Annotated in this window: 10 protein-coding genes and 1 pseudogene; 4 read left to right on the top strand and 7 right to left on the bottom strand. The window is 75.7% G+C overall.

Annotation, left to right across the window (positions count from 1 at the left end; all coding sequences use genetic code 11):
- Positions 1-211: 211 nt before the first annotated feature.
- From F6X68_RS27840 to F6X68_RS34445, 3 genes are all read right to left on the bottom strand, one after another.
- Entirely contained in the window at positions 212-700 is a 489-nt protein-coding gene (locus F6X68_RS27840; protein WP_132239627.1) for a hypothetical protein, read from the bottom strand.
- Positions 701-1,109: 409 nt separating this feature from the next.
- A complete protein-coding gene (locus tag F6X68_RS27835) occupies positions 1,110-1,949 on the bottom strand; it encodes a metalloregulator ArsR/SmtB family transcription factor (protein ID WP_151457044.1) in 840 nt (279 codons plus the stop codon).
- A gap of 37 nt (positions 1,950-1,986) precedes the next feature.
- Positions 1,987-2,160, bottom strand: a complete 174-nt coding sequence (locus tag F6X68_RS34445) for a hypothetical protein (protein WP_225852465.1) — start codon at positions 2,158-2,160, stop codon at positions 1,987-1,989.
- Between the two features lie 41 nt (positions 2,161-2,201).
- Between F6X68_RS34445 and F6X68_RS27825 the strand changes: the two are divergent.
- Both F6X68_RS27825 and F6X68_RS27820 read left to right on the top strand, forming a co-directional pair.
- A pseudogene (locus F6X68_RS27825) lies at positions 2,202-2,450 on the top strand (winged helix-turn-helix transcriptional regulator); the annotation flags it as partial.
- Between the two features lie 94 nt (positions 2,451-2,544).
- A complete protein-coding gene (locus tag F6X68_RS27820) occupies positions 2,545-3,081 on the top strand; it encodes a GNAT family N-acetyltransferase (RefSeq protein WP_151457043.1) in 537 nt (178 codons plus the stop codon).
- 67 nt (positions 3,082-3,148) lie between these two features.
- On the opposite strand, the gene F6X68_RS27815 is transcribed toward F6X68_RS27820, so the two are convergent.
- Both F6X68_RS27815 and F6X68_RS27810 read right to left on the bottom strand, forming a co-directional pair.
- Positions 3,149-3,976, bottom strand: a complete 828-nt coding sequence (locus tag F6X68_RS27815) for an inositol monophosphatase family protein (protein ID WP_151457042.1) — start codon at positions 3,974-3,976, stop codon at positions 3,149-3,151.
- Positions 3,977-4,023: 47 nt separating this feature from the next.
- A complete protein-coding gene (locus tag F6X68_RS27810; protein ID WP_151457041.1) occupies positions 4,024-5,133 on the bottom strand; it encodes a serpin family protein in 1,110 nt (369 codons plus the stop codon).
- Between the two features lie 143 nt (positions 5,134-5,276).
- On the opposite strand from F6X68_RS27810, the gene F6X68_RS27805 reads away from it, so the two are divergent.
- Positions 5,277-6,530 carry a lycopene cyclase family protein gene (locus F6X68_RS27805; RefSeq protein ID WP_151457040.1) on the top strand — a complete coding sequence of 418 codons (1,254 nt, stop codon included), beginning with the start codon at positions 5,277-5,279 and terminating at the stop codon, positions 6,528-6,530.
- A gap of 98 nt (positions 6,531-6,628) precedes the next feature.
- A complete protein-coding gene (gene rnhA / locus F6X68_RS27800; protein WP_151457039.1) occupies positions 6,629-7,108 on the top strand; it encodes a ribonuclease HI in 480 nt (159 codons plus the stop codon).
- Between the two features lie 29 nt (positions 7,109-7,137).
- Here the strand turns inward: rnhA and F6X68_RS27795 are convergent, their stop codons facing one another.
- Positions 7,138-7,368, bottom strand: a complete 231-nt coding sequence (locus tag F6X68_RS27795) for a hypothetical protein (protein ID WP_151457038.1) — start codon at positions 7,366-7,368, stop codon at positions 7,138-7,140.
- Between the two features lie 97 nt (positions 7,369-7,465).
- A partial coding sequence (locus F6X68_RS27790; protein WP_225852464.1) for a hypothetical protein occupies positions 7,466-7,743 on the bottom strand: 278 nt, incomplete at its 5' end.

Here is a 7,743-nt window from a genome sequence, read left to right as displayed (position 1 = left end):
GGCCTGGTCGTCGCCAGCCCGGCGGCGACCAGGCCGAGCCCGGTCGTGGCGAGCAGGACGACGACCGTGGCCGCCCAGCCGGGCCTGCGCCAGGACACGATCCCACCTCCGTACGCGTACGCCCGGGTGCCCGCTCCGGTGGGTTCACCGGTGCGGGCACCCGTTGCAGGGATGGACGACTTCCAGGAAGTGGACGGCACGGGGCCGTCGGTCAGAGCGTGGCCGCCGCCATGTGGCGCCGGCGGCGGGCCAGGACCAGGGCACCGCCCGCGGCGGAGCCGAGCAGGGCGCCGCCGGCCGCCAACGCGCCGGTCCCGTCGGTGCCGCCGCGCCCGCCGGCCTGGGCCCCGCCGATCGGGGTGACGGTGAACGTGGCGCTGCCGGCCGCGCTGCCGTCGCCGCAGGTCGCGGTCACCGTGTAGGTGCCCAGGGTGAAGCCGGCGGTGAAGAGTTCGGCGCTCAGCCCGCCGCCGGCCGCCGCGGTGGTGGACCGGACGTTCTGGTCGCGGTCGGGACCGGTGACGCGGAAGATCGCGTCGCCGGACTTCGGGTTGCAGGTCGTCGCGGTGAGCACGACCGTCCCGCCGACCGGCGTGGTGGCCGGTGACACGACGGTGTCGGCCAGCGCCGCGCCGGGGAGCAGGAGCGTGCCGAGACCCACGCCGAGCGCCGCCGATACGAGAACTGTCTTTGCCTTCATACGCGTCTTCCCTCACTTTTCGTCCGCTGACTGCGTGGGACGTCGTTCGGGTGGCCAACTCCGTGACTAGCACCGGTGTGACCAACCCTAGGAGGGTTGGGACCCCGATCCGGTGAAAATGAGAAATCCTCGTTGCCGTCACGTGTCCACCCGGGAGGCGGAGGGAGCAGCGGAAATGCCGGCACGGCCCACCCGCGAGGGTTGGCCGTGCCGATGTCACCGGGGGTCGTGCTGTCGCGGCTGGGCCGTCCCGGCCCCTCTCGTCAACGGTGCCCCGCGGCGGGCGCGTACGCGCCCGGCCCGCCGCGGTGGTCCGGTCCTGGCCGGTTTGCTCAAGGCAGGACGCGCCGCCGTTCCGGCCGCCCGGCAGCGGGTCCGCCGGTGCCGGCCGCGTGCCGCGACGGGGTGGTCAGCCCTGCGCGGTGGCGCTCTCGGGGCGCGGCTCGGGCAGCGGCTCCCCGGTCTCCAGCAGCGACTTGAGGCTGGCCAGCAGCTCCGGCCAGCCGCCACCGCCGTCGAGTTGACCGCTGACGGCCCGGTACATCTCGCTGCCCGGGGAGAAGTCCTCGTGGGTGACGGTCAACTTGACGAACTCGCCGTACGGGGCGATGTCGAAGGTGACCCGGGACCTCCGCTCGCCGAGCCGGGCCGCCAACTCCTCGTCGGACCAGCCGAAGTGCGCGGCGTGCTCCGGTTGGAAGCCGTGCCAGCTGTAGGAGAGCCGGCGGAACGGCTCGGCGACCAGGACGCGCTGGCCGAGGTCGCGGAACTCGCCGCCCGGCTCGTCCTGCCACAGCACGGGGGAGCCGACCCGCCAGTCGGAGCGCAGCGCGACGCCGCCCCAGTAGCGGCGGGTGAACGCCGGCTCGGTCAGCGCGGCCCAGAGCCTCTCGGGGGTGGTGTTGACGTAGGTGGTGTAGACGAAGGTGGGACTGTCCATCGGCTCCCGCTCCAGCGCTGTCCGTAGGTCGGTGAGTGCGCGCACCCGCTCGCGGTCGTAACGGTCGATCCATCGTTCGGCGACGGCGTTGATCGGGACGGGGTTGAGGTAGTGCAGCTTCTCCCGGCCGCGTCGCACGGTGGTCACCAGGTTGGCCGCCGAAAGCACCGCCAGGTGCTTGCTGACCGACTGCCGGGTCATGTCGAGCCCGGCGCACAGCTCGCGCAGGCTCTGCCCGTCGCGCCGGTTGAGGTCGTCGAGGAGCCGGCGCCGACTCGCGTCGGCCAGCGCCCGGAAGACGTCGTCCACCCTGCCCACCTCGCACACGCAGCCGTCCGGCTGCCTGTCAGATTAGGCAACCGGACGACTGCATGTCCAGCATGTCGCCGCATCCACCCGTCAGGGGGCGGTGGACGTCGCCGAACACCGCGAGGGTGTCCCGCCAGTCGAGGAAGGCGTCCTCCGCGCCGCTGTAGAGCACGAACGCGCCGGGCTGGCCGATCATGAACGGAACGGCCATGATGCCGCCGTCGACGTACCTGGCACCCCGCGATCGACGTCGTGGGCGGCAAGTGGAAGGCGCTGATCCTGTGGGAGCTGGACGGGGGCCCCCGCCGCTTCGCCGAGGTGCGCCGGGGGATCACCGGGATCAGCGAGAAGATGCTGATCCAGCAACTGCGCGAGATGGAGGCGTACGGCCTCGTGCACCGTGAGGTCTACCGGCAGGTCCCGCCCAAGGTGGAATACTCGCTGACCGACTTCGGCCGGTCCCTCAACGAGGTGCTGATGCCACTCGGCGACTGGGGCGAGCGGAACATGGCGACCATCGAGGCCATCCCCCGGGACCGACCGGCCGGCGCGAACCCGCGTGCCCCGGCGGTTGCCCGGCGAATAGGGTCGCGCGGTGACGGAGATCAGGACCGAACGGCTGCTGCTGCGCGACTGGCGGGAGTCCGACCTCTCGCCGTGGGCCGCGATGAACGCCGATCCGGAGGTGCGCGAGCACCTCGGCCCGCTGCTCACCGCCGAGCAGGCCGCCGCCTCGGCGCGCTCGTTCCAGGCCGACCTCGACCGGCTCGGCTACGGCTTCTGGGCCGTCGAGGTCCGCGCCGGCGGCGCGTTCGTCGGCTTCGCCGGGCTGGACCGGGTCGACGAGGGTGTGCCGGTCACCGGCGTGGAGGCGGGCTGGCGGCTCGCCCGCTCCGCCTGGGGCCACGGCTACGCCACCGAGGCGGCCCGGGCCGTCCTGCGGTACGGCTTCGACACCGTCGGGCTGCCGGAGATCCTGGCCATCACCACCGCGACCAACCTGCGCTCGCAGGCGGTGATGCGTCGTCTGGGCATGACCACCGATCCGGCCGACGACTTCGACGACCCGGAGGTCGACTCCGGTCCGCTGCGCCGGCAGGTCGTCTACCGCAAGCGGGCCGGGGAGCGCTGAGCGTCGGGCGGCAGGCCCCGGTCGGCCGGCCGCTGATCACCAGCGCGTCGCTGGCCGGCGGCGCCGCTCAGGGCCGGGCCGCCGTTCGCTCCGGCGCCCCCCGGAACTGCCGGTCGACGACGGCCAGCAGGGCGGCGTGCGTCTCCGCGTCCGCCGCCACGATGAGACCGCCCACGCCGGTGTGCGGGGGCTGCCCCCGCAGCCCGGTCACCACGCACCCGGCCGCCTGACACAGGGCGATACCGCCGGCGAAGTGCACGCTGTCGCAGAGGTCCCCGTCGGTGACGTACGCGGCCCGTCGACCGGCGGCGACCCACGCGACGGCCAGCGTGGTGGAGAGCACCCGTGGCCCGAACCGCGCGGCGAACTCCGCGTCCGCGAGCATCCCGGTCGCCCGGAACGCGGGGGCGTTCGGGAACGGCGGGTCGAGGTTGACGTCCACCAGCCGGGAGCTGGCCGACGGCGCGAGGGGCTCGTCGACGCCGTCGCGACGGATCTGGGCCGCCCTGCCGTCCCCGAACCAGAACACCTCCCCGGCGAACGGGTCGGCGACCGCGGCGGCGGTGACCTCCGGACCGGTGCGCAGCGCCACGTTCACCGCGACCAGCGGGGTGCGCGCCGCGTAGTTCAGCGTGCCGCACAGCGGGTCGACCAGCCAGGTCCGGTCGGCCGACCGGGAACCGGTGTGCCCGCTCTCCTCGCCCAGCATGGCGTCGTGCGGCCGGGCGCGGCGCAGCACGTCGAGGACGGCCCGCTCCGACTCGAGGTCGGCGGCGGTGGCGAAGTCACCGGGCGACTTGTCGAACCGTTCCAGCGGCCCGCCGAACCGGGCCCGGACGACAGCCGCGCCCGCCTCCGCCGCGACGATGGCCAGTTCCGGGTCGGTGAGGATCATGGCCGAACGGTAGCCGAGGCCGGCGGAATCGGCGGCGCGCCCGGTGCTCAGCCGCGAGGGTCGGGATCGGTCACCCAGCCGGCGAGCAGCACCAGCCCGGTGGGCCGGTGCACGGCGAGGAAGCCGAAGGGCCGGTCGACGTCGAAACGTACCCGCCGCCTGCGGGCGGTGAGCCGCGGGCGGGCGGAACCCGCCCGCGTGGCGACGGCGGTGACCACGGCGGCGCGGAAACCCGTCGCGCTGAAGGTGGCCGTGGCGCTCTGCCGCGCCTGCGAGACCGCCAGGAGCCGGGAGATGCCGGGGAAGTGGTCGCCGTCGCCGGCCGCGGTGGACAGGCCGAACAGCGCGGCCCGCTCCAGCAGGTCGTGGTCGGCGGAGGCGGTGAAGGCCACGGTGCGGACGAGCAGTTCCGGCCGGTCGTCGAGGGCGTCGACGACCTGCTCGTCGACGCCGGGGCCGGCGGCGATCGGCAGCGCGGCCGGCGCCTCGAGCGCGCCGACGGCGGCCGGCAGCACCTCCGCCGCCCCGTGCTGCGGCGAGCCCAGGGCGAGCACCACGTCGACGTCCTCGGCGCCCCGCACGGTCAGCAGGCTGAGCGGGCCGGCGGGGGTGTCGGCGGCCCGCAGCGCGTCGAGGTCGTAGCTCGTCCGGCTCAGCCCGGCGAGCCGGCGACCGTGCCACGGCCCGGCGGACGGCTGGCACCAGGCGTCGCGGAACGGCGCGGCCCACTCGGTGCGCAGCGACAGCGCGCTGGCCAGCACCATCGCGGTCGCCGGGGTGACCCGCACCGGCATCCGGGGGACCAGGCCGTCGGTGTGGGTCGCGGCCCACCCGTCGAGGGCCTGCTGGTCGTGCGCCGGATCGCCGGTCAGCTCCCCGCGCATGGCCGCCGGCACCTCCCGCACCCACCGGTCGGCCAGCGGCAGGTCCCGCCGCGCCCAGGCGGCGAGCGCGAGCCGGGTGGTGGGGGAGCGGTCCAGGTCGAACCGGGCCGGCTCCGGCGCGACCGCGAGCAGTTCGTCGCGGACCGGACCGGTCGCGTAGCGGGCGAGCAGCGCCAGCAGCGGATAGACGCCGGCGCCGGAGACGACCGTCTGCCCGGCGTCCACCGTGGACGCCCAACGGGCGGTGAGCGCGTTGGCGGCGGTGATGCTCATCGGCGGGCGTCCTCCCGGTTGCACGGTGGCCGTCGCCCGGGGGCGACCGCTGGCACCCTACCGCCGCCCGGCGACCGCCCGATGCCCCCGACCCGGGCCGGTCGGTGCCCGGGCGTCCGGGCCGGTGTGGCAGCGTGGGCGGCGTGAACACCTCCGCGCCGCTGGACGTCGACCTGGCGCTGGTCGGCGGCGGCGGCGCCGCGTCGCTGGTCCTCGCGGCCCTGGACCGGCACGGCGTGCGGGACCTCCGGGTCGCCGTCGTCGACCCCGTCCACCGTCGCGGCCAGGACCGGACCTGGGCCTTCTGGGACCGCCCCGGCAGCGACCTGGACCCGATGCTGGCCGCGAGCTGGGACCAGGTCGAGGTGGCGACGCCCGACGGCCGCCGCGTGCTCGACCTGGCCCCCCTGCGGTACGCCATGCTGCGCTCCGGCCCGGTCTACGCCCGGGCTGCCGAGGCCGAGCGGCGGCTGGGCGTGCGGCGGATCGTCGCGCCCGTCGACGCCCTGCACGACGACGGGGAGCACGTCACGGTATGCGCCGGCGGCGGCGACGGGCCGGCCGTCCGCGCGACCTGGGTGCTGGACTCCCGGCCCCGGCCGCCCCGGCGACCCGGGCGCACCAACTGGCTCCAGCACTTCCGGGGCTGGTGGCTGGAGTCCGCCGTGCCGGTCTTCGACCCGGCCCGCGCCGTCCTGATGGACTTCCGCACCCCGCAGCCCGCCCGGGGCGTGTCGTTCGGGTACGTCCTGCCGGTCAGCGACCGGTACGCCCTGGTGGAGTACACCGAGTTCGGCCCCGACCTGCTCACCGACGCCGGTTACGACGCGGCGCTGGCCGGCTACCGGGACCTGCTCGGCCTCGACCCGGCCCGGCTGCGGGTCCGGGAGGTGGAGAACGGGGTGATCCCGATGACCGACGGCCCGTTCGAGGCCCGGCCCTCGCCCCGGGTGGTCCGACTCGGCACGGCCGGCGGGGCCACCCGACCCTCCACCGGCTTCACGTTCTCCGCCATGCACCGCCAGGCCGAGCAGGTCGCCCGGGCCCTCGCGGCCGGCCGCCCGCCGGTGCCCGCTGCCGCGTACCCCCGTCGGCACCGCTGGATGGACGCGGTCGCGCTCCGGGCGCTGGACGGCGGCGGCGTCGGCGGGCCCGACTTCTTCGGCCGGCTCTTCGACCGCAACCCCGCCGAGCGGGTGCTGCGGTTCCTCGACGGCGCGACCACCCCGGCGGAGGAGGTGGCGCTGATGGGCACCACCCGGCTGCGGCCGATGGTCGCCGCCACCGCCGGGGACGCCGTGGCCCGGCTCCGCGACCGCGTCGACCCGACCCGGCGGGCGGCGACCTGGGCGGTCCCGCGACCGGTGGTCGGCGACCGGGCCGACGCCGACGGCTGAGCCGCCTCAGGCGGCGCAGTGGAAGGTCGGGAAGGTCGTCCACGCCGCGCCGCCGCCCGACGGCGGGGGAGGCCGTGCGGATTCGGTAGGTTGCCGGCATGGTGGACGAGACGGCCGGCAGGGTCGTGCAGATCTGGACCGACGGGGCGTGCAGCGGCAACCCCGGCCCCGGCGGGTGGGGCGTGGTGCTGCGCTACGGCGCGCACGAGCGGGAACTGTGCGGCGGCGAGGCGACCCCGACCACCAACAACCGGATGGAGCTGATGGCGGCCATCCAGGCCCTGGAGAGCCTGACCCGGTCGGTCACCGTCGAGCTGTACACCGACAGCACGTACGTGCGCAACGGCATCACCAGCTGGCTGGCCTCGTGGAAGCGCAACGGCTGGCGGACCGCCGCGAAGCAGCCGGTCAAGAACGCCGACCTGTGGCAGCGGTTGGAGGCCGCGTGCGCCCGGCACGAGGTCACCTGGCTGTGGGTGAAGGGGCACAACGGCCACCCGGAGAACGAGCGCGCCGACGCGCTGGCCAACCGGGGCATGACCGAGGCCCGCGCGTCGGCGGTGCCCGCCGGCCGCTGATCGGACCGGCGGGCGGGCCGGCGCTCAGGTCACTCGGTGCGGCTCGGGTCGGTGGTGCCGGAGACGGCGTCCACGTCGTAGCCGGCGCGGCTGACCTCCCGGGCCGACCGCCGGTCTTCGGCGGGCAGGTCGGCGAAGTCGTCGCCGGTGTCGTCGGTGCTGCGCAGGGACTCGCCCGGCGGACACAGCGACGCCTGCATGGCGGTGGCGCCGTCCGGCTCGTCGGTGGCGGCCCGGTCGGTACGGTTCTGATCGGTCATGCCGCTCTCCTGCCCCCGTGGCCTGCCCGCAAACGTGCCCCGCGGTGCTCAGCGAGCCGCGTCCGGGTGGCCTGCCCGCAAACGTGCTCCGCGGTGCTCAGCGAGCCGCGTCCGGGTGGCCCGGCATGCCGGAGCCGCCGCTGGAACTGCCCGACGCGCCGCCCGCCATGCCCGACCCGTCGTCCTCGGTGACGATGTCGGGCTTCGTCGTCGTGTCGTCCGGCGCCGGGACGTCGGTGTCTGCCTCGACCTGCACCAGCCGGGCCTGGCCGGCCTCGTCCTCGGCGTGCGCCGGATCGACCGGCAGCTCCCCGTCGCGCGCCCGATACCCCACCACTGCCTCCCCGTGCCGTCGCACCGCCGCGTTCCGCCGAT

It is taken from the genome of Micromonospora sp. AMSO12t, from assembly GCF_008806585.1.
GTDB classification, from domain to species: Bacteria; Actinomycetota; Actinomycetes; order Mycobacteriales; family Micromonosporaceae; genus Micromonospora; species Micromonospora reichwaldensis.
This window is presented reverse-complemented; position numbering and strand designations above follow the sequence as displayed.